This is a genomic window from Microbacterium sp. 05T445, from assembly GCF_056395865.1.
The window spans coordinates 669,647-696,323 of record NZ_JBFTKJ010000002.1; the positions used below are offsets into that span (position 1 = coordinate 669,647).

Annotated in this window: 26 protein-coding genes; 18 read left to right on the forward strand and 8 right to left on the reverse strand. The window is 69.9% G+C overall.

Annotated features, from left to right (window positions below; translation table 11 throughout):
- Window positions 1-83: 83 nt before the first annotated feature.
- The gene (locus tag AC1DDU_RS12590; RefSeq protein ID WP_477434596.1) at window positions 84-1,148 is read right to left on the reverse strand and encodes a hypothetical protein; all 1,065 of its coding nucleotides are present in this window, start codon (window positions 1,146-1,148) and stop codon (window positions 84-86) included.
- Window positions 1,149-1,288: 140 nt separating this feature from the next.
- Here AC1DDU_RS12590 and glf point away from each other — a divergent pair, with 140 nt between their 5' ends.
- From glf to AC1DDU_RS12640, 10 genes are all read left to right on the forward strand, one after another.
- Window positions 1,289-2,425 carry a UDP-galactopyranose mutase gene (glf, locus tag AC1DDU_RS12595; protein ID WP_477434598.1) on the forward strand — a complete coding sequence of 379 codons (1,137 nt, stop codon included), beginning with the start codon at window positions 1,289-1,291 and terminating at the stop codon, window positions 2,423-2,425.
- Window positions 2,426-2,427: 2 nt separating this feature from the next.
- The gene (locus AC1DDU_RS12600; RefSeq protein WP_477436811.1) at window positions 2,428-4,539 is read left to right on the forward strand and encodes an acyltransferase family protein; all 2,112 of its coding nucleotides are present in this window, start codon (window positions 2,428-2,430) and stop codon (window positions 4,537-4,539) included.
- A gap of 185 nt (window positions 4,540-4,724) precedes the next feature.
- Window positions 4,725-5,090: a hypothetical protein gene (locus tag AC1DDU_RS12605; RefSeq protein ID WP_477434600.1), complete on the forward strand. Its 366-nt coding sequence runs from the start codon at window positions 4,725-4,727 to the stop codon at window positions 5,088-5,090.
- The gene (locus tag AC1DDU_RS12610) at window positions 5,087-5,722 is read left to right on the forward strand and encodes a hypothetical protein (RefSeq protein ID WP_477434602.1); all 636 of its coding nucleotides are present in this window, start codon (window positions 5,087-5,089) and stop codon (window positions 5,720-5,722) included. The genes AC1DDU_RS12605 and AC1DDU_RS12610 overlap by 4 nt, the downstream gene beginning before the upstream one ends.
- Before the next feature lie 149 nt (window positions 5,723-5,871).
- On the forward strand, window positions 5,872-6,276 hold the full coding sequence (locus AC1DDU_RS12615; protein ID WP_477436813.1) for an SGNH hydrolase domain-containing protein: 405 nt from the start codon (window positions 5,872-5,874) through the stop codon (window positions 6,274-6,276).
- Entirely contained in the window at window positions 6,273-7,079 is an 807-nt protein-coding gene (locus AC1DDU_RS12620; RefSeq protein ID WP_477434604.1) for an ABC transporter permease, read from the forward strand. The genes AC1DDU_RS12615 and AC1DDU_RS12620 overlap by 4 nt, the downstream gene beginning before the upstream one ends.
- Window positions 7,079-7,828 carry an ABC transporter ATP-binding protein gene (locus tag AC1DDU_RS12625; protein WP_477434606.1) on the forward strand — a complete coding sequence of 250 codons (750 nt, stop codon included), beginning with the start codon at window positions 7,079-7,081 and terminating at the stop codon, window positions 7,826-7,828. Before AC1DDU_RS12620 ends, AC1DDU_RS12625 begins: the two co-directional genes overlap by 1 nt.
- 101 nt (window positions 7,829-7,929) lie before the next feature.
- The gene (gene gmd / locus AC1DDU_RS12630; RefSeq protein WP_477434608.1) at window positions 7,930-8,976 is read left to right on the forward strand and encodes a GDP-mannose 4,6-dehydratase; all 1,047 of its coding nucleotides are present in this window, start codon (window positions 7,930-7,932) and stop codon (window positions 8,974-8,976) included.
- Window positions 8,973-9,956, forward strand: coding sequence for a GDP-L-fucose synthase family protein (locus AC1DDU_RS12635; RefSeq protein WP_477434610.1), 984 nt, complete (start codon window positions 8,973-8,975; stop codon window positions 9,954-9,956). The genes gmd and AC1DDU_RS12635 overlap by 4 nt, the downstream gene beginning before the upstream one ends.
- A gap of 4 nt (window positions 9,957-9,960) precedes the next feature.
- Window positions 9,961-10,257, forward strand: coding sequence for a Dabb family protein (locus AC1DDU_RS12640; RefSeq protein WP_477434612.1), 297 nt, complete (start codon window positions 9,961-9,963; stop codon window positions 10,255-10,257).
- On the opposite strand, the gene AC1DDU_RS12645 is transcribed toward AC1DDU_RS12640, so the two are convergent.
- The 4 genes from AC1DDU_RS12645 to AC1DDU_RS12660 are packed head-to-tail and all read right to left on the reverse strand — an operon-like array spanning window position 10,238 to window position 14,552.
- Window positions 10,238-10,726 carry a DUF4916 domain-containing protein gene (locus AC1DDU_RS12645; RefSeq protein ID WP_477434614.1) on the reverse strand — a complete coding sequence of 163 codons (489 nt, stop codon included), beginning with the start codon at window positions 10,724-10,726 and terminating at the stop codon, window positions 10,238-10,240. The two genes, AC1DDU_RS12640 and AC1DDU_RS12645, sit on opposite strands and share 20 nt — an antisense overlap.
- Window positions 10,727-11,713, reverse strand: a complete 987-nt coding sequence (locus tag AC1DDU_RS12650; RefSeq protein WP_477434616.1) for a glycosyltransferase family 2 protein — start codon at window positions 11,711-11,713, stop codon at window positions 10,727-10,729.
- A gap of 56 nt (window positions 11,714-11,769) precedes the next feature.
- Window positions 11,770-13,125 (reverse strand): O-antigen ligase family protein, encoded by a 1,356-nt coding sequence (locus AC1DDU_RS12655; protein ID WP_477434618.1) that lies wholly within the window; start codon window positions 13,123-13,125, stop codon window positions 11,770-11,772.
- A complete protein-coding gene (locus AC1DDU_RS12660) occupies window positions 13,122-14,552 on the reverse strand; it encodes an O-antigen ligase family protein (RefSeq protein ID WP_477434620.1) in 1,431 nt (476 codons plus the stop codon). Before AC1DDU_RS12660 ends, AC1DDU_RS12655 begins: the two co-directional genes overlap by 4 nt.
- Window positions 14,553-14,636: 84 nt before the next feature.
- Between AC1DDU_RS12660 and manA the strand changes: the two genes are divergently transcribed.
- From manA to AC1DDU_RS12680, 4 genes are all read left to right on the forward strand, one after another.
- Complete coding sequence (manA, locus tag AC1DDU_RS12665) at window positions 14,637-15,785, forward strand: mannose-6-phosphate isomerase, class I (RefSeq protein WP_477434622.1); 1,149 nt, start codon at window positions 14,637-14,639, stop codon at window positions 15,783-15,785.
- Window positions 15,786-15,966: 181 nt separating this feature from the next.
- Window positions 15,967-16,290 carry a WhiB family transcriptional regulator gene (locus AC1DDU_RS12670; protein WP_477434623.1) on the forward strand — a complete coding sequence of 108 codons (324 nt, stop codon included), beginning with the start codon at window positions 15,967-15,969 and terminating at the stop codon, window positions 16,288-16,290.
- 117 nt (window positions 16,291-16,407) lie between these two features.
- A complete protein-coding gene (locus AC1DDU_RS12675; RefSeq protein WP_477434625.1) occupies window positions 16,408-19,266 on the forward strand; it encodes a glycosyltransferase in 2,859 nt (952 codons plus the stop codon).
- On the forward strand, window positions 19,263-20,669 hold the full coding sequence (locus AC1DDU_RS12680; RefSeq protein ID WP_477434627.1) for a DUF5719 family protein: 1,407 nt from the start codon (window positions 19,263-19,265) through the stop codon (window positions 20,667-20,669). Before AC1DDU_RS12675 ends, AC1DDU_RS12680 begins: the two co-directional genes overlap by 4 nt.
- A gap of 25 nt (window positions 20,670-20,694) precedes the next feature.
- Here AC1DDU_RS12680 and AC1DDU_RS12685 read toward each other — a convergent pair whose 3' ends face one another.
- Window positions 20,695-21,135 carry a metallopeptidase family protein gene (locus tag AC1DDU_RS12685; RefSeq protein ID WP_477434629.1) on the reverse strand — a complete coding sequence of 147 codons (441 nt, stop codon included), beginning with the start codon at window positions 21,133-21,135 and terminating at the stop codon, window positions 20,695-20,697.
- Window positions 21,136-21,309: 174 nt separating this feature from the next.
- Between AC1DDU_RS12685 and AC1DDU_RS12690 the strand changes: the two genes are divergently transcribed.
- Window positions 21,310-21,516 (forward strand): DUF3499 family protein, encoded by a 207-nt coding sequence (locus tag AC1DDU_RS12690; RefSeq protein ID WP_477434631.1) that lies wholly within the window; start codon window positions 21,310-21,312, stop codon window positions 21,514-21,516.
- 22 nt (window positions 21,517-21,538) lie between these two features.
- Complete coding sequence (gene ahcY, locus AC1DDU_RS12695; protein WP_477434633.1) at window positions 21,539-23,038, forward strand: adenosylhomocysteinase; 1,500 nt, start codon at window positions 21,539-21,541, stop codon at window positions 23,036-23,038.
- Window positions 23,039-23,074: 36 nt separating this feature from the next.
- Here the strand turns inward: ahcY and AC1DDU_RS12700 are convergent, their stop codons facing one another.
- Complete coding sequence (locus AC1DDU_RS12700) at window positions 23,075-23,920, reverse strand: RDD family protein (RefSeq protein WP_477434635.1); 846 nt, start codon at window positions 23,918-23,920, stop codon at window positions 23,075-23,077.
- Between the two features lie 16 nt (window positions 23,921-23,936).
- On the opposite strand from AC1DDU_RS12700, the gene AC1DDU_RS12705 reads away from it, so the two are divergent.
- On the forward strand, window positions 23,937-24,932 hold the full coding sequence (locus AC1DDU_RS12705) for a stage II sporulation protein M (protein WP_477434636.1): 996 nt from the start codon (window positions 23,937-23,939) through the stop codon (window positions 24,930-24,932).
- 28 nt (window positions 24,933-24,960) lie between these two features.
- Here AC1DDU_RS12705 and AC1DDU_RS12710 read toward each other — a convergent pair whose 3' ends face one another.
- Window positions 24,961-25,749 carry an aquaporin gene (locus tag AC1DDU_RS12710; protein WP_477434638.1) on the reverse strand — a complete coding sequence of 263 codons (789 nt, stop codon included), beginning with the start codon at window positions 25,747-25,749 and terminating at the stop codon, window positions 24,961-24,963.
- Between the two features lie 219 nt (window positions 25,750-25,968).
- Here AC1DDU_RS12710 and AC1DDU_RS12715 point away from each other — a divergent pair, with 219 nt between their 5' ends.
- Window positions 25,969-26,616, forward strand: coding sequence for an MIP/aquaporin family protein (locus AC1DDU_RS12715; protein WP_477434640.1), 648 nt, complete (start codon window positions 25,969-25,971; stop codon window positions 26,614-26,616).
- Window positions 26,617-26,677: the final 61 nt, after the last annotated feature.

Here is a 26,677-nt window from a genome sequence, read left to right on the forward strand (position 1 = left end):
GATCACGGGCAGAGCGAGAAAGGGGACGAGCAGTGAGAGGAACGGAAGGGCTGCGAGGCCGCCGAAGCGACCGACCGCCGACCTCATGCCGGGGGTGGCAGCAGCGGGGTGTCGTCCTCCCACCGCTGCCCGGTGAACACGCGCTCGAGCTCCAGGTCGAACCTCGCGCGGTCGTCGGCGATCCAGTCCCGGTACCCCTGTTGCGCGGCCACCGAGGCCTCGGGTGCTTCGAACACCCCGGTGAGGGTTGCCGCCGTGTCCTCGAGGAAGGCCGGCCCTGGGGAAACCTTGTGCTCCCACGGGATGGGAACGTCGTCCCAGAACGCACCGGAACCTCGGCGCGCGACGACGGTGACGGCGCCGTGGACGGCAGCCTCTCGGGGCATCCGGTCGCGACCGGGGTGGAACCCCGGGTCGAAGTAGACAGCGGTGCGGGACAGCAGGTCCGCCACGCCGGTGCTGGTGAGGCCCGCGAGGGGACGCCAATCGACGTCGCTGATGCGCGGGCCGAGGAGTTCCGGTACCCACGGCGCCTTACGCGGGTTGTATGCGATCGAGCGGCCGCGCGTACCCGCGGGGGCGAGCGCGCCGGGCGCCGGGCGCTCCAGGGGAAGGTAGTCGCTCACGACGGCGGCCGACACTCCGAGCGACGACAGGAGGTACGCGCGCGCATAGGCGGACTGCGCGAGGTGCAGCGAGCTCTCCAGGAGCGATCGCCAGGGGCGCCGCGCGACCATCCGCCGGTACGTGAAGGACGCAGCGTTCGGCGACCAGTCGGCATGGGGGGCGCCGATAGAACGCGTGAACCGGCGGTCCCGCGCCTCCTGCCTGGGCAGGAATGGGGCGGAGTTGTCGATGCTGAGCCACCAGCAGATGCGCTGGGCCCGCCGCACCTGAGGCAGATGCTCGAGCATGCCCTCCGGGACGATGACGGCGTTAGCGGGGTCGTCGATCAGCTCGGACTCGGGGGCGTCGTACCTCTCGTACGCGCTCGCTCGCGGCACGCCTGCGGTGCTCTTCAGCGGCACGAGGGAGGCATCGTGACCCTGCCTGCGAAGTGCGTCGACGATCTGGTGCAGGGCTTCCGGACCTCCGGTCTGTGCCCCTCTCGGGTAGAGCACGAAGATCCGGTTGAAGCCGTCAGCCATCTGTCCTCGTAACGTTCTTCGCTGTCATGTCGCCGCAAGTCTACTTGGCGCGGCCACTCGTCCCGGTGGCGGGGAAGAAGGCGGCGAGAGCCGACTACACTATTACGGGCGCGCCCGCGCCAGGAAGGCCACGGCGCTCAATGGATCTCCTTATTGTCGGTTCGGGATTTTTCGGACTCACCATCGCAGAACGGGCCGCGGCAGCCGGCCGTAAGGTCACGGTGATCGACCGCCGGAACCACATCGGCGGCAACGCGTACAGCGAGGACGAACCGACGACCGGAATCGAGGTGCATCGCTACGGTGCGCACCTGTTCCACACGTCGAATCCGGGGGTCTGGGAGTACGTCAACCGCTTCACGACGTTCACGAACTACATCCACCGCGTATACACGAACCATAGCGGCGTCGTGTTCCCGCTGCCCATCAACCTCGGCACGATCAACCAGTTCTTCCAGTCGGCCTACTCGCCCGACGAGGCCCGAGCGCTGGTGCACGAGCTGGCGGGGGAGTTCGACGCCAAGGAGGCGGCGAACCTCGAGGAGAAGGGCATCTCGCTCATCGGGCGCCCGCTGTACGAGGCGTTCATCCGCGACTACACCGCGAAGCAGTGGCAGACGGATCCCAAGGAGCTGCCGGCCGAGGTCATCAGCCGACTCCCTGTCCGTTACAACTACGACAACCGCTACTTCAACGACACGTGGGAGGGCCTGCCGACGGACGGCTACACCGCGTGGCTGGAGCGGATGGCCGACCACGCCAAGATCGAAGTCAAGCTCGACACCGACTTCTTCGACGAGTCGCAGCCGTTCAACAAGAAGGCGACGGTGGGTCAGGTGCCGATCGTCTACACCGGTCCGGTGGATCGCTACTTCGACTACGCCGAGGGTTCGCTGTCATGGCGGACGCTCGACTTTGAGCAGGAGGTGCTCGAGATCGGCGACTATCAGGGCACCCCGGTGATGAACTATGCGGATGCCGAGATCCCCTACACCCGTATCCACGAGTTCAAGCACTTCCACCCCGAGCGTTCCGACCGCTATCCCACGGACAAGACGGTGATCATGCGGGAGTTCTCGCGCTTCGCGTCACGCGACGACGAGCCGTACTACCCGGTCAACACGCCCGAGGACCGCGCCGGGCTGATCGCGTACCGCGAGCTTGCGAAGGGTGAGCAGGACGTGCTGTTCGGCGGTCGCTTGGGCACATACCAGTATCTCGACATGCACATGGCCATCGGTTCCGCGCTGTCGATGTGGAACAACCAGCTCGCGTGAGCATGCGCAGCGCCGGCGACGTCGCCCTCGCGACCCCTTCGCGCACCCGCGAGGACCGGCGCTTCCGTCTCGACGTCCAGGCGCTGCGTGCGGTCGCGATCGGGGCGGTGGTGCTCAATCACCTGTGGCCGAGCTACGTCGGCGGCGGCTACGTCGGCGTCGACGTCTTCTTCGTCATCTCGGGATTCCTGATCACAGGGCACCTGGTGGGCGAGGCGAACCGCACCGGCGGCATCCGTCTCGGCGCGTTCTATGCGCGGCGCATCCGGCGGCTGCTCCCGGCGTCGCTGCTGGTGCTCGCCGTCTCCGCGGTGCTCGTCTGGCTGTACCTTCCCTACCCCCGCTGGGAGCGCAACGCGGCGGAGGTCGCCGCGAGCGCGGGCTATGTGGAGAACTGGCTGCTCTCGACGCTGTCGGTCAACTATTCGGCGGCGAACGACTCTGCGAGTATCGCCCAGCACTTCTGGTCCCTGTCGGTCGAGGAGCAGTTCTACCTGATCTGGCCGGTGCTCATCGTGCTGACGCTCGCGGCGATGGCGTGGCGCGGACGACGCGTCGACCGGACCAGGACCATGGTGGCGGTGCTGGTCGGCATCCTCGTGGTGTCGCTGGTCGCAAGCGTCGTGTACACCGCGGTCGCGCCGCATCAGGCGTACTTCGTCACCTTCACGCGCGCGTGGGAGTTCGCTGCGGGTGGGACGATCGCTGTCCTCGGATCACGGATCCGGATGCCGCGACTGGCGGCCAATGCAGTGGCGCTGCTGGGCTTCGCGGCGATCGGCGTGTCGGTCTTCTGGTACGGATCGCAGACGCCCTTCCCGGGAGTCGCCGCCCTGCTGCCCGTCCTCGGTACTGCGGCGATCATCGCGGCGGGAACGGCGCACGCGCGACTTTGGCACTCGTGGATCACCGATCGCAAGCCGGTGCAATGGCTGGGCGGGGTCTCGTACTCGCTGTACCTCTGGCATTGGCCCCTGATCGTTGTCACGCCGTTCGCGCTGCAGCGTGAGCTCTCGGGCACGACCCGCGCTGGCGTGCTCGTGGTCGCCGTCGCCCTGGCCTGGGCGACGAAGCTCCTCGTCGAGGATCCTGGCCGTACCTGGACGTTCTGGAGCACCTCGACACGGCGGTCGGTGGGCCTGATGCTCGCCGGGATGGCGACCGTCATGGCGCTGGCTGGAGCGCTGCTCGTCGGCTATCACGTGCAGAGCGCGGCGGACTCGCCGGAGCTTCCTGTCGCCACGGGATCGTGCGTGGGGCCCGCCGCTCTGGCCGATCCCAAGTCGTGCACGGATCCGTTCGGCCCTCCCGCTTCCGCGGTGATGACCAAGAAGAACGAGTACTACTACGTCCCTCCCGAGTGCGATCCGGAATCCCCGCGCATGGCGGACGGCCGCGAGCTCAAGCACGTCGTGTGCGACTTCTCGCGTCCCGGCGCCGCGGCGGAGGAGGTTTGGCTCGTGGGGGACTCTCACGCGCAGCAGTGGCAGGGCGCCGTGTTCGAACTGGCCCGGCAGCGTGGCTGGCGGGTCACGACGACCTATCTGGGCGGGTGCCCGGTGGCAGATGTCGCCTTCGTCGGCTTCCGTTCACCGGCGGCGCCCAGTGACGCGAGCGCGTGTCGCGAGTGGTCGCGCAGCGTGTCGGCGGCGATCCTCGACGCCAAGCCGAACGTCGTCTTCACGGCCATGGCCGCGCGTCTGCAGCTCGTCGACGACGGCTCGGGCCGCCCTGCGTCCGATCAGTTCGTCGACGGACTGGTCAAGGACTGGAACCGGTGGGCGGACGCGGGTATCCGTGTCGTCGGCATCGCCGACCCCCCGTTCAACGCCGAAGTCCGCAGTACCGACTGCGTCCTCCTCAACGCCGCGGATCCCGTCGTCTGCGCCCGCCCACGTGCCGATGCGCAGCCCGTCGATCCGATCGTGCTCGCGGGCGAGCGGGCCCTCCGTCCCAGGATCGGCGTGGTAGATCTGACCGACCGCTTCTGTGATACGCAGCAGTGCTATGCGGTGGTGGGCGGCGTGCCGGTCTACTTCGACCCGGACCACCTGAACCTACAGTACGTGCGGATGCTCGCTCCCGACCTCGCTGAGGCCCTGGACGCGCTATAACGCTGTCCGACGCCCGCGCGATCGGCGGCGCCCGGCCTCACATCGCGAACGCCCGCTATCGGCCCGACATCGCCGGCCTGCGGGCGTTCGCGATCGCGCTCGTCGTCGTTTAGCGCGTGTGGTTCGGTCGAGTCTCGTGCGGGGTCGACGTGTTCCTGCTGATCTCGGCGTAGCTCACCGAGTCGGTGCTCGAACGCCTCGAAGGCGGCGCATCGCCTCGTCTCGGATCGTTCTGGTCGCGCCGCTTCGCCCGCCTCCTGCCGGCGGAGGTGGTCACGATCCTGCTCACTCTGGTGTCTGCGGCGGTGCTCCTGCCATCGTCGATGTGGTCGGGAATCTGGGGCCAGTTCTGGGCATCGCTGCTGTACTACGAGAACTGGCAGCTGGCCGGCGCCTCGGTGGAGTACTATGCCCGCTACGAGACTCTTCCCAGCCCGCTCCAACACTTTGGTCGCTTTCCATCCGGGGCCAAGTGTTCCTGCTTTGACTGGCCGACACTCGCGGCGGTCGCGGTGATCCTCGCCGGTCAGGCGACCCTGCCGGGTCGGTGACGCGGTTGCTGTCGTCGCCCTCGGTTCGCGCCTTCTGCACCATCGCATACTGCCTCTACTTCGCGCTTTTTCCCATCCTCATCGGCTATCTGACGCTGACCGGGCGCACCAGCGTGGGTCCTCTCGGCGGTGCCGCGATCGTCACCACATCGATCGGGGCAGCGGTGCTCCTGCACTGGCTCGTCGAGCGTCGGCTGCGCTCCGGCCCTCTGCGCCGGTCGCACTTGGTGACCATCGTCGCGAGCCTGCTGGTGGTGGCTCTTCCGCTCTCCGTCTGGCAGGGGTTCGAGAAGGTGCGCAGCGCCCTGGTCCAGACCTCGGCGAATCCCGGAGAGGCGACCCCGCTCCAGGGCGCGCTCATCGAGATCCCGGAAGGAGCCGAGCGGGTGCCGCTCGGCTCGGCGCTCGCCGATGAGTGGATCGCCCTCGAGTCGTCCTGCAGCGGGCGGATCGCGCCGAGCCTCGACATCGTGGCGCAGACGTGCCGGCAGACGCGGGCGGTCGACTCGGACGCGCCCGTCGTGCTGGTGCTCGGAGACTCCCATGCGCAACGGTGGATGGGAGCGATCACCCCCTCGCCGCGGCGAACGACTGGCACCTCGTCTCCGTGCTCAAGGGCGGATGCTCGTTGACGGTGGGGGAGACGCGCAAGGTGGACACCGAACGTCGTGCGTGGCAGGCCGGAGCCCTGCACTACGCGGAGAGGCTGCAGCCGGACGTCGTCGTCACCGTCGGCACGAAGGCCTAGTCCGAGGGCGCGGGGGAGCGAGTCCCGAGGGGACTGGACACCGTCGTCGACCGACTCGTCAGCGCGGGGCCGGAGGCGGTCGCGGTCCGGGACAATCCCCGGTTCGACACCGACATGTTCCGGTGCGTCGAAGCCCTCGGCCCCGACGCGTCCGAGTGCATGTGCGACCGCGAAGCCGTGATGGCGCAGTCGAACCCTGCCGAGGTCCTCGCGGGCGACCGCGTGCACATCGTGGATCTGTCGGACCTCTCGTGCCCGGATGGAACCTGCTTGCTGGTGATCGGCAACGTGGTCGTCTACCTGGACACTAATCACCTGAGTGGCAGCTACCGCGCACGATGGCCCCGGCGATGGAGCCGGCGCTCAGGGCTATCCGCCCCTGAGCGAGTGGCGCGCGACTCGCCCGTTCGTTCCGGCGAACTAGACTCGATTCCGTGAGCACTGCCGCCGTCGGCGCCCCCGGATCGCCCCGGCGCTACCTCCACTCGCTGTGGCTGCTGTCGGCGCGCGATCTCAAGGTCCGGTACTCGACGAGCGCGCTGGGATACCTGTGGTCGATCCTCGATCCGCTCGTCATGAGCGCCATCTACTGGTTCGTGTTCACCCAGGTCTTCAAGCGCACGGTCGGGCATGAGCCGTACATCGTGTTCCTCATCACGGCACTTCTGCCCTGGGTGTGGTTCAACTCATCGGTCTCCGACTTCACCCGCGCGTTCAACAAGGATGCTCGCCTCGTGCGATCGACCGCGATCCCGCGATCGATCTGGGTCAACCGGATCGTGCTGAGCAAGGGCATCGAGTTCCTGTGCTCGCTGCCGGTGCTCGCGCTGTTCGTCGTGCTGTCGTACTTCACGAAGTACCCTGCGGAGCTCAACTGGGGGCTGTTGTGGATCCCCGTGGCCGTCATCCTGCAGGCGGTTCTGCTGGTCGGGCTGGGGCTGCTCGTCGCACCGCTGTGCGTGTTGTGGACCGACCTGGAGCGCACCACGAAGCTCATCCTGCGCGCGCTCTTCTACGCCTCGCCGGTGATCTACGGCGTGGAGGACCTCCCGGGCGCGTTCGAGACGCTGGCAGCTTTCAATCCGCTGTCCGGCATCTTCGCCCTGTACCGCGTCGGGTTCTTCGCCGAGGAGTGGGACCCCTGGGTCATCGGCATCGGCGCGATCATGTCGTTCCTGTTCCTGGCCCTCGGTGTCTTCGTCTTCCGACGGCTCGAGCGCCCCGTGCTGAAGGAGCTGTGATGACGGCATCCGATCTCGCGATCGAGGTGCAGGGCCTCGGAGTGCGCTTCCGCCGCAACCGCCGCGGCCGGCGCAGCATCAAGGATCTCTTCTCCGACTCGACCCGACGCTCCAAGCCGGGTGAGTTCTGGGCCCTGCGCGACGTCAGCTTCGACGTGAAGCCCGGCGAGTCGATCGGTGTCGTCGGCCGCAACGGCCAGGGAAAGTCGACGCTGCTCAAGCTCGTCGCCGGCGTGCTGCTCGCGGATGAGGGCACGGTAGAGGTCAACGGGGGAGTGGCGCCGCTGATCGAGATCACCGGCGGCTTCGTCGGCGATCTGACCGTGCGCGAGAACGTGCGTCTCACCTCGGGCCTGCATGGGATGTCGAAGGCCGAGGTCGCGCGTCGATTCGACGGCATCATCGAGTTCGCCGAGCTCGAGGACTTCGTCGACACGCCGTACAAGCACCTCAGCAACGGCATGAAGGTGCGCTTGGCGTTCGCGGTGGTGTCGCAGCTCGAGGAGCCGATCCTGCTCGTCGACGAGGTGCTCGCGGTGGGAGACAAGGCGTTCCGTGAGAAGTGCTACGCGCGTATCGACGAGCTCCTCGCCGATGGGCGCACGTTGTTCTTCGTGTCGCACAGCGAGCGCGACCTGCGTCGCTTCTGCACGCGCGGCCTCTACCTCGACAAGCACCGTCTGGCGATGGACGCCCCCATCGGCGAAGTGCTCGACCGGTACAACGCCGACTACCCGACGGGGATCTGAGCCCGGCGGCGCCGCCCGGCGAGAGCACTGGGCGGGCAGGTAGGCTTGAGGTTCGATTTCGATGCACCTCCCGTGAGGCATCCAGAACCACGAAAGCGCGCATGACTAAGACGGCACTCATCACAGGCATCACCGGTCAGGACGGCTCGTACCTCGCGGAGCTGCTCCTCGCGAAGGGGTACGAGGTGCACGGACTGATTCGCCGGGCCTCGACCTTCAACACTCATCGGATCGACCATCTCTACGTCGATCCGCACGACTCGAACGCCAAGCTGTTCCTGCACTACGGCGACCTCAGCGACGGTGCACGGCTGGTGACTCTGATGGCGCAGATCAACCCCGACGAGGTGTACAACCTGGCGGCCCAGTCTCACGTGCGGGTGTCCTTCGACGAGCCGGAGCACACCGCCGACACCACGGGGACCGGGACGATCCGTCTGCTGGAAGCCGTGCGGCTCTCGGGGATCGACACCAAGTTCTATCAGGCTTCGACGTCGGAGTTGTACGGGGCGACGCCGCCGCCGCAGAACGAGGAGACGCCGTTCTATCCGCGCTCGCCGTACGCGGCGGCGAAGCTGTACAGCTACTGGATCACGAAGAACTATCGCGAGGCATACAACATGTTCGCGGTCAACGGGATTCTGTTCAACCACGAGTCGCCGCGTCGCGGCGAGACTTTCGTGACACGCAAGATCACCCGCGCTGTCGCCCGCATCAAAGCGGGTGTGCAGAAAGATCTGTACCTTGGCAACATCGACTCGATCCGTGACTGGGGATACGCCGCGGAGTACGTTGAGGGCATGTGGCGGATGCTGCAGGTCGACGAGCCGGAGGATTTCGTACTCGCGACGGGTGTCGGATACACCATCCGCGACTTCCTGGAGACTTCATTCGGCCACGTCGGATTGGACTGGCAGGAGTTCGTGAAGTTCGATGAGCGCTACCTGCGGCCCACTGAGGTCGACGCGCTCATCGGCGACCCGTCGAAGGCGGGCGAGAAGCTCGGGTGGACGCCTACGATCGACGGCAGGCAGCTGGCCACCCTGATGGTCGATGCGGACGTGGAGGCACTGGAGAAGGGTCCTGAGTGGATCGACACCGTCGATCTCCCCTCGTGGACGACCGCGGCGACGTTGGGCGCGCGGTGAGCGCCGCGAGCGACGGCCTCCAGTACGCCCCAAGCGAGCTGGACCGAGACGCGACGTTCTACGTCGCGGGCCACCGCGGCCTCGTCGGGTCGGCGATCGTTCGCCGGTTGGAGGCAGCGGGGTTCACGAACATCGTGGGCAAGACGTCCGCCGAGCTGGATCTGAGGGATCGAGACGCTGTCTTCGACTACATGGCAGAGATCAAACCGCGCTACCTCGTGCTCGCGGCCGCCAAGGTCGGCGGCATCCTGGCGAACAGCACCTTTCCGGTGGACTTCCTCAGCGACAACCTCCGCATCCAGTCGAACGTGCTGGACGCCGCGCTGTCGAACGAGGTCGAGCGTGTCGCCTTCCTCGGATCCTCCTGCATCTACCCGAAGCTCGCCGAGCAGCCGATCCGAGAGGACTCGCTGCTCACTGGGCACCTGGAACCCACCAACGACGCGTACGCGATCGCGAAGATCGCCGGCATCCTGAACGTGCAGGCCGTGCGCCGCCAGTACGGGTTGCCGTGGATCTCGGCGATGCCCACAAATCTCTACGGGCCCAACGACAACTTCTCCCCGAAGGGATCCCACGTCCTTCCGGCGCTGATCCGCCGTTACGACGAAGCCGCGAAGTCGGGCTCCGCATCGGTGACCAACTGGGGCACGGGTTCGCCGCGTCGCGAGTTTCTGCACTCCGACGACATGGCCGACGCCGTGCTGCACCTCCTGGAGCACTACGACGGACCCGAGCAGGTCAACGTCGGCACCGGCTCCGATGTCACGATCCGCGAGATCGCTGACACTATCGCCGGTGTCGTCGGGTTTTCGGGTGAGACGGAGTGGGATACCTCCAAGCCGGATGGCACTCCGCAAAAGCTGCTCGACGTGTCCAAGCTGGCGCAGGCTGGTTGGACGCCGAAGATCACGCTCGAAGAGGGCCTCGACCGCACGGTCGCCTGGTATCGGGATCACGTCGACACCATCCGAGAGTGACTCAGTGGCATATCGCCACATCGTCCTCTTCCGGGTGCGCGACGAGGTCGACGATGCACGACTGCATGCGGCTGTACTGGCCCTGAAGGCGTTCGCTCATTTCCCAGGCGTCGAATCGTGGGTGATCACGTCGTCCTTGGACGCTCGCAAGGGGCGCATCGTCATCGAGGATGCGACATTCGCCGACCGCGAGGCGTTCGACGCGTTCCGCCGTGACGACGGACATGTCCGCGTGGGGCGGATGATGTCGGACGTCTCCGACTGGTGGATCGGAGATTACGTCACGCCCGTCGACGAATAAGCTCGCCGATCAGCTGCGCCGAACCCGGCCACATCGGATCCGGCAGGCGGAGCGGGTCGGCGAATCGGAAGTCCAGGGCTTCGTTGCCCGGATCCGGCTCCGCGTCGATTTCCACCAGGAACGATAGCCCGATCGCGTGCTTTCGCGGATCATTGCCGTGGCCGGTGCCATCTCGAGGAGCGACGGGCGGCGGGAACCACTGATAGACGAAGTCGGGCTGCGGGTCAGGCGCGACGATCGGAATCACGCCGATGGTGTCGACGCTGTGACGGACGATCGCCTGACGTACGGTCTCTCCGTAGCGGATGCGCCCACCGAGGTGACACCAGACCCGACCGAACGGCGACCGCCGGAGGATCAGACCGACCTCCAGCCCTGTGCCGGATCGGCGGACCGGGACGAAGTCGACGCACGCCACCGGGATCGAACGCTCGATGGTCGCGTAGAGATCGTCGGGCAGGAAGGACACTCAGGTCCTGCTCGTCGCGGCCTCGAGCGGCGGCATCGGCTGCCACGAGGCATCCTTCGCGATCGTGCGACCGTCGCGGAGTCCCCGGAACAGGTTCGACGTGCCGCGCACGGTGCGCTCGACGAAGACGAGCCGGATGAGCTCCTTGCCGAACGTCAGGCTCGTGCCGAGGCCGAAGGCCAGCGGGTTGTAGACGCCGAGGGACCGGTAGTACTTCTTGATGTAGGCACGGTTGCGCATGATGTAGTAGCGGTACGCGTTGCTCGACGCGTTCATGTGGCGGATGCCCATGTCCCACTGCTTGATCTCGCGGGTGCGGCGCAGCACGAACTCGTCGACGATGACCGACTGCGTCTTGCGCGACGCGAGCCAGCCGTACATCTGGTCGTCCCAGTAGATGAAGAATCGCGGGTCGGGCAGGCCGATCTGCTGCACGATGTCGCGGTGGATGAACATGCCCTCGAAGCAGCCCGAGTTCATCGGCTTGTAGCCCGATGCGTCGAACTCCGCCGGCGCGAAGGGGATCGGGATGCCGAGGGGCTCGGCGACCCGGTACTGCCAGTAGAACGCGCTGCCGTCGTAGTCGTAGCGCCGGCCCTGGATGCTCTTGAATCGCGGGGCCCACTTGCCCATCTTCGCGAGGCCGTCGGGGAGCACCTCGACGTCGTCGTCCATGAGCCAGATCCACTCGGAGCCGAGCTCGTATGCGACGCGCATGCCTTCGCTGAACCCGCCGGAGCCGCCGGTGTTGGTCTCCATGCGGCGGTACACGAGCGTCGACGGCTCGAGACTCTCGCGGAAGGACTCGACGACATCGGTGGTGTCGTCGGTCGAGGCGTTGTCGATGACCACGATGTGACCGGGCTTCGGGTCCATCTCGGAGATGCTCGTGAGCAGGCGCGTCAACAGGCCGGACCGGTTGTAGGTCACAACTGCGATCGTCGCGGTGGACGGGTCGAACTGCGCGGCGGAGGGAACGTTGCTCACGGGGCTGATCTCCGAGGAAGTGTGATGGGCGCCGAGACGTCGGGCCGCACAGAAGCCTACCCCGTCGGCCCCGGCTCTCCCTGGGCGTGGGGGAGCCCTGAGCCCTCCGCGGCGCCGGGGCCGCCGGCATCCGCTCCCGTGTCGAGCTTCTCGCGCCATGAACGCGACTGTCCGGCGCGCACGGCGCACAGCACGAGCATCATCCACCCGAGGCCGGTGAGCGTGAAGCTCTCGAACATCGAGTCGATGAGGAGGGTGACGAGGATGAGGGGCGTCCACGCGTAGACGACCGACCGCCGTTCGCCGGCGACCAGCCACGACCGGGCGAGCGCCAGCGCTCCGAGCGCGAGGAACAGCACCAGGCCGACCCAGCCGAGCTGCAGCGCGACATCGAAATAGGCGTTGAGGCCCGTCGCGTGGTTGCGGTTGAGCAGGTAGTTGATGGCGTTGAAGGGGTACTGCTCGGGGTCCCACACACCGAACCACCCGAAGCCCTGCACCGGCTTCTGGCGCAGGAAGTCCACCATGCGGTTCCACAGGTCCACGCGCATCGAGAAGTCGGTGCCTGCGCCCAGCAGCGCGATGATCGGATGCCGCGCTGCGTAGCCGACGAACACCGCGACGATGACGAGCACGCCGAGCACGAGCTGCAGTCCGGCGCGCCGGTCGGGGCGTGCGTGGCGCACGAGGGCCAGCGCCGCGACCGCGAGGCCGACGCCGATGGCGAGCACCACGACCGTGGGGGAGTCGCTGAGCACCGCCAGGCCGCCCGCCAGCACCACCGAGGCGACCGACAGCCCCGGTCGCACCGACTGGGTGCGGTACTCGATGAGGAAGGTGATGAGTGCCAGCACCGCGACGAAGCCGAGGAGGTTGCGGGTGCCGAAGATGCCCTGCACCGGGCCGAGCTGCGCGATGTTCCCCTGGACCGCGAGGAACGTGAAGGGGATGTCGAGCAGGATGCCGGAGAGCACCTCGACCGCGAGCGAGACGGCGAGCAGGGCCCTCAGCACATCCCCGAGCGCGCGAACGGTCTGCAGGGTGTCGCGCACGTGCCCGATCACGACGGCGAGGAAGGCCATCGCGGCCATCGACACCCAGCTCCACAGCGACGTCACCGGCTCGCCGCTCCAGAAGATGCTCGCGAACGCCCACACCACGAACACGACGACGGTCGTGGGGACCAGGCGCAGCAGCGTGATCTCGCGGCGGCGCGCGATCATGATCCCGACGCCGATGAGGCAGAGTCCCACCACGATCGTGACGTACGTGACGCGCCCGGCGATCCGCTCGATCGCGAAGGCCGAGAAGACGGCGGTGAAGACGACGAACGTGTAGGCGCGGGCGAAGGATGCCGAGGCCAGCAGCGTGCTGAGCCATCCCGGTGACGCGGCACGCGGCGAGTCGGTCACGCGGTCCGCCCCGGCCCGTCCTCATCGCCGGACGGGGCGGAGGCGAGCGGCTCGCCGCGCTCGATCGCGGCGGTCTGCTCGGCGGGGCCGACCCCCACATGCGGCGACTGCTTGATCTTCGCGCCGAACATGACGATGAACAGCCATCCCCACAGCAGCAGCGGCGTCGACTCGGCCAGGCTCTGGACGAGGAGGATGGCCCCCACGAGGGTCGGCAGCAGCGTCAACGGCGAGTACGGGCGGTCGGCATGGAGGTCCCACCGCGGCCGGTCGACGGCGAAGAACCACGCCCGCCACACGAACGCAAGATAGAGGAGTGCGAGCAGCACGACGCCGATGATGCCGAGCTGCATCGCGACGTCGATCCACATGTTGTGGGCCTGCATGACGAGCTGGCCATGGTCGGTGATCCGGATGTCGAACGCCGGGTCGCCGGTCACCCACGGGGTGGCGAAGCCCCACCCGGTCCACGGGCGCTCGCCGGCGCGCGCCAGCACCTTGCCCCAGATCCCGTCGCGTCCGGTGAGATCAGCACTGCGGCCGAGGAGGGAGAAGATCGTGTCCCGCAGCAGCCACACCGCGACCGCGCCGCCGATGCCCACGACGGCGTATGCGACGTAGTACTTGGTGCGCTCGCCGGGCTTGGTGGCGCGGCGCATGAGGAGGACGGTGACCAGCACGACGGCGACGGCCGTGGCCGCGATGTACGCCGTCGCGGAGGACGCCCGGACGAAGAGGAAGACGGACAGTCCGATCCAGATCCACAGGAACACGCGCCGGGGCGCTCCCGAGGCCAGACGGATGGCGAAGACGACGATCGCGAGCAGCGCCACGGGCGCGAGCAGGTTCGCGTTGCCCATGATCCCCTGCAGGCGCCCGCCGTCGAAGAGGTTGTTGCGGGACCAGTACTCGATCGGGTCGCCGGCCTTGTCGACGACGAAGCCGGGCAGGATCGGCGCGCGCACGAACACCGAGACCCACAGTTCGAACACGAGCGACAGCGCCATGACCCACTTGAGGGCCGACGCGATCGCGCGGATCAGCTCCCGCCAGGTGAGGACGCTGCCCACGAAGAGCGCCTGCAGCGTCGTGATGTACAGCAGGAGCAGGGTGAGGGCGGTGGTCTCGGGCCATGCCGACCACGTGAGCGACAGCGTCGCCCAGGCGACGTAGGCGACCACGAACCAGGGGAGGCGGCGCCATTGCACCGGTGGCCGTACCACCGCCCACAGCACCGCCGACAGCACGCCGCCGGCGATCGTGACGACCGCCGCGGGGAGCTCGCCGAACGCGTTGACCCATGCGGTGCCCGACAGGGCCATGAACACCACGAAGATGCACCAGCCGCGCAGCATGAGGTGGCCGGTCTTCTCGCGGACCGGCGGTCCCGGCGGCGCCGACGCCGGGTGCTTCGAGTGGACGGCCATCGCCTCTCAGGGTACCCGGCGCCCGCGCGGTTCCGTCGCGCGCGCGGCGAGGGGACCCGGGGCGCGGCTGGCTAGGCTGATCGGATGCTGATCCCGGTAGCCAACGCCCCCCGCGACTACGCGTGGGGATCGACGTCCCTGATCGCCGCGCTCGAAGGGCGTGAACCGTCCGGCCGCCCGGAGGCCGAGGTGTGGTTCGGCGACCACCCGGGCGACCCCGCCGAGACGCCCGACGGGCGCACCCTCGACCGCTGGATCGCCGACGAGGGCGCCGAGGTCGGCCTCGGCGAGCCGCTGCCGTATCTGCTGAAGCTGCTGGCGGCGGCATCCGCTCTGTCGATCCAGGCGCACCCGTCGAAGGCTCAGGCCGAGGCGGGCTTCGCGCGCGAGGAGGCGGCGGGGATCCCGCGCGACGCCGCGGAGCGCACCTATCGTGACGCGAACCACAAGCCCGAGCTCATCGTTGCGCTCAGCGACACCTTCCGTGCGCTCGCCGGGCTGCGCGACCTCGAGGCCACGCGTCGCCTCGTCGCACAGCTCGGACCGGGCGCCGCACCGCTGGCGGAGCGGCTCGCGCCCGAGGACGCGTCTCTCGCGGCCATCATCGGCTGGCTGTTGTCGGACGGTGTCGAGGCCGCCCGGGATGCGATCGCGGCCGCGGTCGCCGCGCAGTCCGACGAGTTCGCCGCCGAATTGGAACTCGCTCGGACGCTGGATGCCGGGTTCCCCGGCGACCCGGGGATCGTCGTGGCGCTGCTCATGAACCTCGTCACCCTCCGCCGGGGCGAAGGGCTCTTCGTGCCGGCGGGGGTCCTGCACGCCTACCTCGAGGGTCTGGGCGTCGAGCTGATGGCCGCCAGCGACAACGTGCTGCGTGGCGGCCTCACCCCGAAGCACGTCGACGCCGAGGATCTCGTGCGCGTGCTCGACCCGGCGCCTGGACTGCCGCCCGTGGTCCGCGCGCGCGCGGTGGGCGACGGCATCCTCCAGTACGACGTCCCCGTCGCGGACTTCGCCCTGCTGGCCGTGTCGGCGACGCCGCACGGTGTCGTCGTGCCGCTCGAAGGCCCGGCGATCGCGCTCGCGACGGCCGGCTCGCCCGAGGTCACCGGCCTCGCCTCGAGCTCCGCGGCCATGCTCGTCCCCGGTCGTGCCGTGCTCGTCACCCCGGACGAAGGCGGGGTTCGCGTGGCGGGGGAGGGCGACGTGTTCATCGCCCTGCCCGGTCGCTGAGCGGCCGCCTCATCGATTTCTCATCGGACCGTTATAGAGAGCAACACGCCGTCGGCGCGTCGTGAAGGTTCAAGAGGCGGTTGAGCCTTTACTATCTGCGACTTGACCTCGGTGAACTACACGGGTGTAATTATCCGTACACGCACCAGCGTGGAGCAGGATCACGGGGGGTGAGAACGACATGACGGTTTCCCAATACCGTTCCGGCGTTCCCGACGACTGGTTCGTCGATCCGGTTCAACTGGGGGTTCCGGGGGTACGCCGCAACACCGATGCGGAAGACAATCCGCTTGCATGGCAGACCGACGCACTTTGTGCGCAGACCGATCCGGAGGCGTTCTTCCCCGAGAAGGGCGGCTCCACGCGTGATGCCAAGCGCATCTGCACGTCGTGCGACGTACGAGGCGAATGCCTCGAGTATGCGCTGCAGAACGACGAACGGTTCGGCATCTGGGGTGGCCTCAGCGAGCKGGAGCGTCGCAAGCTCAAGCGCCGCGCGGGCTGAGACCCGCGCACGCGTCTGAAAGACCGAGCGATCGCGCCCGGGCCTGCCGGAAGTATCCGGCCGGCCCGGCGCGTTCGCCCGGGTCTGACCGGCGCGCCCGCCTAGGCTGACGAAGACATGCCCCCGAACACGTCGAACCGAGTTCACGCCGTCGTGGTCGTGCGTCCCGACGGTCGCACCCCGGCCGCGTTCCATCTGCGACGGACTCTCGCCGCGCTCGCCGAGCAGACCCGTCCGGTCGATTCCCTCACGATCGTCCTGTGCGGCGGCGACGCCCACCTGCGGGAGGTCGCGGATGCCGCGGGCGCACAGTCCGTCGTGAGCGCCCCGGCATCGACGGGTTTCGCGGCGGCGACCGTGCAAGCCGCGTCGGGAGTGGACGCCGGCGCGCTCTGGCTGCTGGCGCAGGACACCGCCCCCGAGCCCGACGCCCTCGCGCGGCTCATGGGCGCGCTCGAGGTCTCGCCCTCGGTCGCCTTCGTGGCACCGAAGCTGGTGCGCTGGGACGAGCGTACGGAGATCGTCTCGCTGGGCGTGGCGATGACCCGCTTCGGCCGCACCGTGGGGCTGGCCGACGGAGAGCTCGACCAGGGGCAGCACGACGCGCACGAAGACGTCCTCGGCGCCGACGTTCGCGGCATCCTGGTCCGAGCCGACGCATGGACGAGGCTCGGTGGGCTGGACCGCGGCCTTGCGGGGGCGGACGAGGGGCTCGACCTCGGCGTGCGGGCCCGTCTCGCCGGTGCGCGGGTGTCGCTCGTTCCGACAGCGCTCGTCGCGGTGGCCGGCGACGGCGTCGCAGGACCGCCGGCACCGCTGACCGCGCAGCGGGTGCGTCGCGCCGCGTATGCGGAGCGTGCCGCGCAGCTGCATCGCAGGCTCGCCTACGCGCCCGCGGTCACCGTGCCGCTGCACTGGCTGTCGCTGCTGCCGTTGGCGCTGTGGCGCACGATCGTCGATCTGGCCCGCAAGCAGCCGGGCCGCGTCGGCCCGGAGTGGGGTGCGGCCGTCGTCACCATGGTGGCGATCCCGCGCGTCTGGCGGGCACGCCGACGTCTGTCCGCCGCGCGGACGGCATCGTGGGCACAGGTGGCGCCGCTGCGTGCGAGCTACTCAGACCTCAGGGAGCGGCTGGACGACGAGCCGGAGATCGCGATCGGCGGGCATCGACGCCGCGAGCTGCGGTTCTTCGTGGGAGGCGGCGCGTGGCTCGTGCTCGCCGCGCTGGTCGTCTCCATCGCCGCGTTCCCGGCGCTGCTGGCCTGGCCGGTGCTCGGCGGGGGAGCACTGCAGCCGCTCGCCAGCACGGTCGGGCAGCTCTGGAACGACGCCGCGTACGGCCAGCGCGCGCTGGGCCTGGACACCATCGGTCCCGCCGATCCGTTCGCGGCCGTGCTGGCGGTGCTCGGATCCCTGTGGCCATGGGCGCCGTCGCGCGCGCTCGTGCTGCTGTGGGTGCTCGCGCTGCCCCTCGCCGCGCTGGGCGGTTGGTTCGCGGCGACGCGGGTCACCGAGCGCTCGGGGCTGCGCCTCCTCGGCGGCGCCGTGTGGGCGCTGGCTCCCACCCTCCTCGTCGCGCTGACGCAGGGTCGCCCCGGGGCTGTGATCGCGCACCTTCTGCTGCCGTGGCTGTTCTACGCGGGCTCGGTGGCGCACCGCTCGTGGGCGGGGGCGGGGGCGGCATCGCTCCTGCTCGCGGCAGTGGTCGCGACGGCGCCGTCGCTCGCACCCGCTCTGGCGGTCATCTGGACCGGCGTCGTGCTGCTGGCGATCATCCTTCGCGCGGGCCGTGGCGTGGCCCGCCTGGTCTGGGCGCTCATCCCCGCGGCGGCGCTCGCGGCGCCGTTGGTGTGGAACGCCGTCGCCGATGACCGCCTGTGGGGGCTCGTCGCCGACCCCGGCGTGCCGTGGGCGGGACCGCAGGTCGCCGCCGACAGCGCCGGGCGGGCGCTCCTGGCCGCCGGCATCCCGACATCCGATCTGGCGGGATGGACCACGTTCTTCGACGGGCCGACGTGGTGGGTGCCGCTGCTGAGCATCCCGCTCGCGCTCCTCGCCCTCGCGGCGCCGCTGACGCAGCGCTGGGCCGCGGGTACGACGCTCCTCATCGTCACGGCGCTGGGACTGGGCACGGCGTTCGCCGCCGTGGGCGTGTCTGTCGCGTTCTCGCAGTCGGTCACCGTTCCGCTGTGGCCGGGGACCGGCTTGAGCCTCGCCTGGCTCGGCGCGCTCGGCGGCGCCCTCGTCGCGCTCGACGCCGGGCTGGCCCCGCGCGTGGCGCTGCTGCGCGGCATCGCCGCGGCGCTGGTCCTCGCGGGGTCCGCGGTGCTGGCGGTTCCCTCGCTCACCGCCCTCGCCCGAGGCGAGTCCACCGTCGCGAACGGTCCGGCCAGCACCCTCCCGGCGTTCGTCGCGGCGGAAGGGCGTGATGACCCCGACGTGGGGACGATCGTGCTGACGCCGCAGGACGGCGGCGGCGTCGCCGCCCAGGTGGTGTGGGGCGCGAGCGAGACCCTGGGTGGGCAGACCACGCTGCTCTCCACGCGCACCGAGGCGTCTGCGGAGGACGACCGGCTGGCCGACCTCGCCGCCGACCTCGTCACGCCCTCGTCGGCGGACGTGGTGGAAGAACTCGGTGGTGCGGGGATCGGGTTCATCCTCCTCGCCCCGGCTCCGCAGCCCGAGACCGACGCCGCGCGCACGATGCGTCTGTCCGCGATGACGGCGCTGGGACAGCGTGACACGGTCGTCGTGGTGGGGGACACCGCGAAGGGCGCGCTGTGGCGGGTCGTGGCCGACGTCGCCGATAGACCCCAGGAGGCGGCATCCGTCGCCGCACTCGCCGGCTGGATCGGCGTCGCGCAGCTCGCCGTGTTCGGCGTCGCACTGCTGCTGGCCGTGCCGACGGCGACGTCGGTGCGCGAGGCGCGGCGCACCCCACGCGTGGTGGGCCCCCACTGGCAGGAGGGACGATGAGCGATCGGCGTGTGTTCCGCTGGGCGACCACGAGCGCCCGGCTCCTGATCGGCACCGTGGTGTCGGTGGGTGCGGTGGTGGCGGTCGTCACGGCGGTCTCGATCCCGTGGCCGACCGTCGAACGCGAGCCGCTGCGCATCGACGCGACGCCGGCGCCTGCCGCGTCGGTGGCGGTGTGCGACGGGTCGCTGCTGGCGATCGGGCGCGACCCGACCAAGGCCGGGGCGCTCGCTCCCGCCGCCTCGCAGGCGGTCGTGAGCGGCGTGTCGGCGGGGGACCCGCCGCACGAGCAGCGGCTTCTCACCGCGGACGTCGGCTCCGGGCCGCTGGCCTTCACCGCGGCACCCGTCGAGGACCGCGCCGTCGACGTCGCCGCGGCCGGTGCCGCGACCGCCGACCAGGACGACCTCGCGGGATTCGCCGCGTCGGCGTGCCGCCCGCCGCTGCTGGACTCGTGGCTGGTCGGCGGGTCTGGCGCCACCGGCGCCGCCGACCTCGTGCTGCTGGCGAACCCGGGATCGGTCCCGGCCACCGTGCAGCTCACGGTCTTCGGCACGAACGGGCCGCAGGTCCCGCCGGGCGGCGCGGACCTCATCGTCGCTCCGGGCACGCAGCGGGTCGTACCGCTGGCGGGCATCGCCCTCGGCGAGGAGACCCCGGTCGTACGGGTGTCGGCCGTCGGCGCCCCGATCCACGCGTCGCTGCAGACGAGCGTCATGCGCACGCTCACGCCCGGGGGCGTCGACCAGGTCGGCCCCGTGGCCCACGCCGAGACGACGCAGACGATCACCGGCGTGGCGGTGCTGGGCGAGTCGACGGACGACGGGGCGTCGGGCGCGGCGACGGTGCTGCGGATGCTGTCGCCCTCGGCGGCGGCGACCGCTCGCGTCACCGTGACCGCGGTGGGGCGGACCACGCCGGTCAGCGAGGCGCAAGAAGTCGATCTCGCCGCCGGCAGCCCGATGGAGCTGGCGCTGAACGGCCTGAGCGCCGGGACGTACACGGTCGTGGTCGAGGCCGCCGTGCCCGTCGTCGCTGCGGTGTGGCAGTCCACCGGCGCGAGCGAGGGCGACGACTTCGCCTGGTACATCCCCGCGCCCGCGGTGGCGACGTCGTCGCTGTTCGCGGTGCCGAACGGGCCTTCGCCGTCCCTGACCGTCGTGAACACGGGCGACGAGGCGGTGACGGTGGGCGTGACCCCGATCGACGGGGGTGCGCCGCTGGAGCTCGCCATCCCCGCTCACGGCTCGGTGCTCGCGGCGCTCTCACCGCGCACGGTCTACCAGGTCGATCCGTCGGCGCCGGTGCGGGCCGCGGTGTCGTTCGTCGCGACCGGCGCGCTCGCCGGCATGCCGGTGTGGCCGGCGGATGTCGCCACCCCCGAGATCGTGGTCTACCCCTGAAACCGGGAGCGCACGACGCGCGGCGTCAGAAGTAGCGGAAGCGCTCGGGACCGAGGTCCCACGGGTCGCGATCGAGGTACTCGGCCGCGGCGCGGAACACCGCTCCCTCGACGAGCATGCGCCGGTGCAGCTCGTCGTCGCGGTGCAGGTGGCTGAGCCGCTCGATGGGCAGGCGGTAGAGGATGATGCGCCCCGCGTCGGGCAGGACCGTCCAGCGGGGGATGCCGTCCTCGTCGGTCGCCGCGGGCATGTCGGCGACCTCGAACCGCACGTCGCGCAGCTCCGGCCAGGCCGACCGCAGGAACTCGGCGGCGGTGCCGACCGACAGGTCGAATCGATCGACGCGGGTGTCCAGCGGCGGGAGCGGCGGGCGCACCACGGAACTGCGCCCTTCGCGGCCGTGACGACCGTGCCGGGACGCACGTCGCGGCGCGTGCTCGCTGATCCGGGTCCGACGCCACGCCATGCCCCCATCCTAGGTCGAGGCGAGGCGTGCGGCCCCGACCGGATCGCAGCGGAGACGGAGCGTGGCAGGGCTCGGCCGATCCGCATCCGCACGCGCATCCGCGGGGGAGAGGATGCCGTCTCCGTGCGGCGCGGCATCCGCTCTGCGCCGACGGGCAGCGGTAGCGTCGTGCCGATGCGCGAGAGAGTCTGCTCCAAGGTCGGGTGCGCCCGTGAGGCCGTGTCGACCCTCACCTACGACTACGGCGATCAGATGGCTGCGCTCGGCCCGCTCGGCGCCGCCGGTGATCCGCACGCCCACGATCTCTGCGCGATCCACACCGATCGCCTCTCCGTGCCGAAGGGCTGGGTCGTCGTCCGCCACGAGACCCTCCGCACCTGAGGCGGCGTGGGAGAATGGCGGGATGCCGACCCACACCCCTGTCGCCACGCCTGCCGGTTCCGCGGTCCCCGAGTCCGCTGAAGGGTTCGAGTACGAGGTCGCCGACCTCGCGCTCGCCGCGGCGGGGCGCCATCAGCTGCGTCTCGCCGAGAACGAGATGCCCGGCCTCATGGCGCTGCGCGAGGAGTTCGGTGCGTCGCAGCCGCTGAAGGGGGCGCGCATCGCCGGCTCGCTGCACATGACGGTGCAGACCGCGGTGCTGATCGAGACGCTGGTCGCGCTGGGTGCGCAGGTGCGCTGGGCGAGCTGCAACATCTTCTCCACGCAGGACGAGGCCGCCGCGGCCGTGGTCGTCGGCCCGACCGGAACGGTCGACGCTCCCGCGGGCGTTCCGGTGTTCGCGTGGAAGGGCGAGACGCTCGAGGAGTACTGGCGCCTCGCCGACCGCATCTTCGACTGGACCGCCGAGGGCTTCGACGGCCCCAACATGATCCTCGATGACGGCGGCGACGCGACGCTCCTCGTCCACAAGGGCGTCGAGTTCGAGAAGGCGGGCGCTGTTCCGGATGCCGCGGCCGACGACTCCGCCGAGTACCGGATCGTCCTCGACACGCTCCGCGTCAGCCTCGCGCGCGACCCGCAGCGCTTCACACGCATGGCGGCGGGCCTCCTCGGCGTCACGGAGGAGACGACCACGGGTGTCCACCGCCTGTACGAGCTGGCGGCATCCGGCGAGCTGCTGTTCCCCGCGATCAACGTCAACGACTCGGTGACGAAGTCGAAGTTCGACAACAAGTACGGCATCCGCCACTCGCTGCCCGACGGCATCAACCGGGCCACCGACGTGCTCATGGGCGGCAAGGTCGCCTTCGTGTGCGGCTACGGCGATGTCGGCAAAGGTGCCGCCGAGGCGCTGCGCGGCCAGGGCGCGCGTGTGGTCGTCAGCGAGGTCGACCCGATCTGCGCGCTGCAGGCCGCCATGGACGGCTACCAGGTGGCGCGCCTGGCGGATGTCGCCGGTCAGGTCGACATCGTCATCACCGGGACCGGGAACAAGGACGTCGTGACCGTCGACGACCTGCTGCAGCTCAAGCACCTCGCGATCGTCGGCAACGTCGGGCACTTCGACAACGAGATCGACATGGCCGCCCTCGAGGCGCTTCCGGGCGTCGAGAAGATCGAGATCAAGCCGCAGGTGCACGAGTGGCGTCTGCCGAACGGGCGCAGCGTGCTCGTGCTCAGCGAGGGGCGACTGCTCAACCTCGGCAACGCCACCGGGCACCCGTCCTTCGTCATGAGCGCGTCCTTCACGAACCAGGTGCTCGCCCAGCTCGAGCTGTTCACGAAGCGCGACGAGTACCCGACCGCGGTGTACGTCCTGCCGAAGCACCTCGACGAGAAGGTCGCCCGCCTGCACCTCGACGCCCTCGGCGTGCAGCTGACGGAGCTCACGCCCGAGCAGGCGTCGTACATCGGCGTGCCGGTCGAAGGTCCCTACAAGCTCGACCACTACCGTTACTGACCCCGGCGGTCCCGGGGGCTTCGTGCCGGAGGCGGATCAGCGCTCGGGGAAGCCGCGCGGCGGCGCCGACACCGGCCCGGCGAGGGCGTCGGCGCGCGCGGTCTCGAGCCGGAGGGCACGCAGCTCCCGTTCGCGACGGACTGCCACGACGCCGATGAGGAACGTCTCCGGATCGACGGCCGGCACCGGTGACACGTGCTCCGCCGCTTCGGCGGCGAGGGATGCCGCCACCCTCGCACGAGCGCCGGGCTGCATGTTCGGCGCCGAACGGGAGAACTGCGACAGGCGGCGCGCGAGCCGTTCGGGAAGACGCGCCACGTCGGCGACGGCAGCCCACTCCGCGAGGATCGGCGGGATGCCCAGTTGCACGTCGGGCAGGCGCGGCGTGCGCGTGCGCTCGGAATAGGTCCCGGCGAGCAGGTCGCCCAGGCGCTGCGAACGCGGCGTGAACGCTCCGACGAGCGCCGCGACGGCTCCGAGCGTGAACCACAGCTCGAACACGCCGACCAGCGCGCGGATGAACGCGTGCCGGAACCCCGCCGCGCCGCCGTCGGTGCGCACGATGCGCCCGCCGACGGCGAGCTTGCCGAGGCTGCGCCCGTGGGTCGTGGTCTCGACGACGGTCGGGATCACGATCATGACCAGCACGAGGATGACGATCGTCAGGATCGGCACGACGGCCGGGTCGATCGCGCCGAGGGACACCAGCCAGCCGGTTCCCCACGCGACCAGCAGGAACAGCGCGACGCCGAGCAGCATGTCGATGAGGACACCGAGCGCGCGCAGGAAGAACCCGATCGGCTGCACGTCGAGCGCGACGGCCTCACCGGTGAGCACCTCGTCCTGATGGATGTCGACGATCGCGGTGCCGGGAGCGCTCATGGCTACAGTGAAACACATGGATCTCGATGCCCTCACGGCCGCACGACGGGAGGAGTGGGCGCGCCTGGACGAGCTCAGCCGCACCCGGCGCCTGTCGGGGACGGAGGTCGACGAGCTCGTCACGCGCTATCGCGCGGCATCCGCCGACCTCGCCGACGCGAAGACGTCGGCCGGGCGCAGCATCCAAGGCGACCACATCTCGACCATGCTCGCCCGCGCGCGGCTGCGGCTCACCGGCGCGCCCGAGAACGTGATGCGCCAGATCCCGAGGTTCTTCGCGCTGCAGCTGCCCGCGGCGCTCTACCGCGTGCGGTGGACCACGTTGGCGATCGCGGTCGGCTTCGTGATCATCGCGACGGTCGTGGCGCTGTGGGTGTCGGGCGACCCGGCACTGGTGGCGAGCCTGGGCAGCAGGGCGCAGCTCGAGCAATACGCCGAGAACACGTTCACCGACTACTACAGCGAGAACCCGGCCGCGGTGTTCGCCGGCACGGTGTGGACCAACAACGCCTGGATCGCGGCGCAATGCGTGCTGTTCGGCATCACCGGGGTGTGGCCGATCATGGTGCTGGTGCAGAACGCCATGGGGGTCGGCACCGCCGCCGCCGTCCTGGCCGCCTTCGACCGGGCCGACGTGTTCGTGCTCTACATCCTCCCGCACGGGCTGCTCGAGCTGACCTGCATCTTCGTGGCCGGCGCCGCCGGGCTGCAGATCTTCTGGGCATGGGTCGCACCGGGTCCGCGTTCACGCGGAGAGTCGCTGGCCTCCGCCGGTCGTTCCCTCGCGACGATCGCGATCGGCCTGGTCATCGCATTGGCCGTCTCGGGGATCATCGAAGGCTTCGTGACGGCACAGCCGTGGCCGTGGGCGGTGAAGATCGGGATCGGCGCCACGGCGCTCGCGCTGTTCCTCGTCTACATGCTGCTGGTCGGAGGGCGCGCCGCGCGGCGCGGGGAGAGCGGGGACCTCGGCGAGTACGAGGCGGGCACGCCGACGCTCGTCGCCGGCTGACACCTCGTCGCCGGGGCGATCGGCCCGGTCAGCGCACGCGCGCCTCTGCCGGCGCCGGCGGGACGCTGCCCTGCGGCTCGAAGAGCGCCCGGTGCAGCAGGCCGGCGAGCACCCCGCCGATGATCGGGAAGACGATGAACACCCACAGCTGCAGCAGCGCCTCGCCGCCGCCGTAGATCGCGGTGGCGATCGAGCGCGCCGGGTTGACGGAGGTGTTGTCGATGGGGATCGTCGCGAGGTGGATCAAGGTGAGCGTGAGACCGATCACGAGCCCCGCGAAAGCCGGGTTGCCGCGCTTCGGGTGCGTGACCCCGAGGATCACCATGACGAAGACCGCGGTGAACAGCACCTCGACCACGATCGCACCGCCGATCCCGAAGCCTGCCGGCGACAGGCGGTCCCAGCCGTTGCTGGCGAAGCCGCCGTCTTGCGCGGACGCGAGCCATTTGTCGGGTCCGAACAGCCCGATCAGCACGATGAGCGTCGTCGCGATCGCGCCGCCGAGGACCTGGGCGATGACGTAGGAGAGCGTCTTCGACCACGGGAACCGACCCGCGGCGGCCAGTCCGAGCGTGACGGCCGGGTTGAAGTGGCCGCCCGAGATCGGCCCGAACATGTACACGCCGGCGATCACCGCGAGCCCCACCGCGAAGGAGACACCGAGGAACCCGACGCCCTTGTCGGCGGCGTCAGTGCCCTCGCCGAACCCGGCCGCGAACAGAGCCGTCGCCACGACGCCGAGCACGAGAAGGAACGTCCCCAGCGCCTCGGCGACGAGGGCGGTGGTCGCGGACGGCGCGGTGGTCGAGTCGCTCATGCAATGCTCCTTCGCTCGGGCGGGCTGGCCGCGGCGCCGCACCGACGGAGGGGAACGCAGCCTCCGCGATCTTACGACGGGGTCGCGACGCCCGAGAACCCGGACGTCCGGCGGTTGCCGGGATACGGCGTGCGTTCCCTGGGAAGAGCCTGACAGTGGGCTACTGTCGCTGTGGTGACGCGCACGGTTCGCGTCTCGTTCTTACAGGAGGAGAACCTCATGACGGGCACGCTTCGCAGTGCAATCGCCGAACTCGTCGGCACCTTCATCTTCGTCTTCGCCATCATCGGCGCCGTCAACAGCGGCAGCGACCTCACGCCGCTCACCATCGGCTTCGCGTTGATGGTGATGGTGTACGCCACCGGGCACATCTCGGGTGCGCACCTGAACCCGGCCGTCTCGGTGGGCGTCTGGCTGCGCGGCGCGATCGGCGTCGTCGGCCTCGTGTCGTACATCGTCGCGCAGCTGGTCGGCGCGGCACTGGCCGCGGCCGTGAGCTTCGCGCTGTGGCCGGTCGCCGAGGCCCCCCTCGAGATCGAGGTCGGCCCCGCGTTCCTCGTCGAGGCGCTGTGGACGCTCGTGCTGGTCTACGTCGTCCTCAACGTCGCCACGTCGAAGGACCACCCCAACAACTCGTTCTACGGTCTCGCGATCGGCTCCACGGTGTTCGTCGGCGCGGTCGCCGTCGGCGGCATCTCCGGTGGCGGGTTCAACCCGGCCGTCGCGCTCGGCCTGTCGATCACGGGCCAGTTCGCATGGGGCTCGTACTGGCTGTACTTCGTGGCGCCGATCGTCGGTGCTGCCGTCGCCGCGGTCATCTTCCGCGTGCTCAACGCGCACGACAAGCTGCCTGCGTCCAGCAAGTAGTCCCTACGCAGCGAACGGCCCGGGCGGGAATGCGCCCGGGCCGTTCGTCGTCCGCGGAGGG

Excerpts from the sequence above, each read along its gene's own strand:
- AC1DDU_RS12660 (WP_477434620.1), bottom strand. The coding sequence starts at position 14,552 with ATGGCCGTCCACTCGAAGCACCCGGCGTCGGCGCCGCCGGGACCGCCG.
- gmd (WP_477434608.1), top strand. The coding sequence starts at position 7,930 with ATGACTAAGACGGCACTCATCACAGGCATCACCGGTCAGGACGGCTCG.
- AC1DDU_RS12705 (WP_477434636.1), top strand. The coding sequence starts at position 23,937 with ATGGATCTCGATGCCCTCACGGCCGCACGACGGGAGGAGTGGGCGCGC.
- AC1DDU_RS12590 (WP_477434596.1), bottom strand. The coding sequence starts at position 1,148 with ATGGCTGACGGCTTCAACCGGATCTTCGTGCTCTACCCGAGAGGGGCA.
- AC1DDU_RS12600 (WP_477436811.1), top strand. The coding sequence starts at position 2,428 with ATGCGCAGCGCCGGCGACGTCGCCCTCGCGACCCCTTCGCGCACCCGC.
- ahcY (WP_477434633.1), top strand. The coding sequence starts at position 21,539 with ATGCCGACCCACACCCCTGTCGCCACGCCTGCCGGTTCCGCGGTCCCC.
- AC1DDU_RS12690 (WP_477434631.1), top strand. The coding sequence starts at position 21,310 with ATGCGCGAGAGAGTCTGCTCCAAGGTCGGGTGCGCCCGTGAGGCCGTG.
- manA (WP_477434622.1), top strand. The coding sequence starts at position 14,637 with ATGCTGATCCCGGTAGCCAACGCCCCCCGCGACTACGCGTGGGGATCG.
- AC1DDU_RS12625 (WP_477434606.1), top strand. The coding sequence starts at position 7,079 with ATGACGGCATCCGATCTCGCGATCGAGGTGCAGGGCCTCGGAGTGCGC.
- AC1DDU_RS12715 (WP_477434640.1), top strand. The coding sequence starts at position 25,969 with ATGACGGGCACGCTTCGCAGTGCAATCGCCGAACTCGTCGGCACCTTC.
- AC1DDU_RS12685 (WP_477434629.1), bottom strand. The coding sequence starts at position 21,135 with ATGGCGTGGCGTCGGACCCGGATCAGCGAGCACGCGCCGCGACGTGCG.
- AC1DDU_RS12675 (WP_477434625.1), top strand. The coding sequence starts at position 16,408 with ATGCCCCCGAACACGTCGAACCGAGTTCACGCCGTCGTGGTCGTGCGT.
- glf (WP_477434598.1), top strand. The coding sequence starts at position 1,289 with ATGGATCTCCTTATTGTCGGTTCGGGATTTTTCGGACTCACCATCGCA.
- AC1DDU_RS12680 (WP_477434627.1), top strand. The coding sequence starts at position 19,263 with ATGAGCGATCGGCGTGTGTTCCGCTGGGCGACCACGAGCGCCCGGCTC.
- AC1DDU_RS12710 (WP_477434638.1), bottom strand. The coding sequence starts at position 25,749 with ATGAGCGACTCGACCACCGCGCCGTCCGCGACCACCGCCCTCGTCGCC.
- AC1DDU_RS12700 (WP_477434635.1), bottom strand. The coding sequence starts at position 23,920 with ATGAGCGCTCCCGGCACCGCGATCGTCGACATCCATCAGGACGAGGTG.